The 632-nt window shown below is 48.4% G+C and carries 2 rRNA genes; both read left to right on the forward strand.

Going from position 1 to position 632, the window contains the following annotated elements:
• Positions 1–284 (forward strand): 23S ribosomal RNA (locus L1D51_RS21630); the annotation flags it as partial.
• Between the two features lie 189 nt (positions 285–473).
• A 5S ribosomal RNA gene (rrf, locus tag L1D51_RS21635) occupies positions 474–588 on the forward strand.
• Positions 589–632: the final 44 nt, after the last annotated feature.

The following is a 632-nucleotide window of genomic DNA, read 5'->3' on the forward strand; positions in this document are numbered from 1 at the left end:
GGCGTCGTTTGAGAATTGAGAGGGGTTGCTCCTAGTACGAGAGGACCGGAGTGAACGAACCGCTGGTGTTCGGGTTGTCATGCCAATGGCACTGCCCGGTAGCTACGTTCGGAACTGATAAGCGCTGAAAGCATCTAAGCGCGAAGCAGGCCTCGAGATGAGTTCTCACTAGACTTTTAAAGTCTCTGAAGGGCCGTTGAAGACTACAACGTTGATAGGCAGGATGTGGAAGTGGTGTGAGCCATTAAGCTAACCTGTACTAATTACCCGTGAGGCTTAACCATACAACGCCAAACGCGTTTTATGACAGCGTAACAGACAGAAGTTAAGTTACTAAAGTAGACATTTACTTAATATCAGAATTCCAGATTTATGTAGGGTGAACCGCAACGCTTAACGCGAAATCAGTTCACCTTGCGCAAAGGACTCGTAAGCGCTACGCGCTTTGTCGAGAATCCTTTCCACGCCTTTTGCTTGGTGACAATAGCGTTTTGGACCCACCTGACCCCATGCCGAACTCAGTAGTGAAACGAAACAGCGCCGATGATAGTGTAGCAGCTGCTATGTGAAAGTAGGTCATCGCCAGGCTCCAAATAAGAGAAAGCCCGATTCGAAAGAGTCGGGCTTTTTTG

The sequence above is a fragment of the Pseudoalteromonas shioyasakiensis genome (assembly GCF_022398475.1).
Lineage (GTDB): Bacteria > Pseudomonadota > Gammaproteobacteria > Enterobacterales > Alteromonadaceae > Pseudoalteromonas.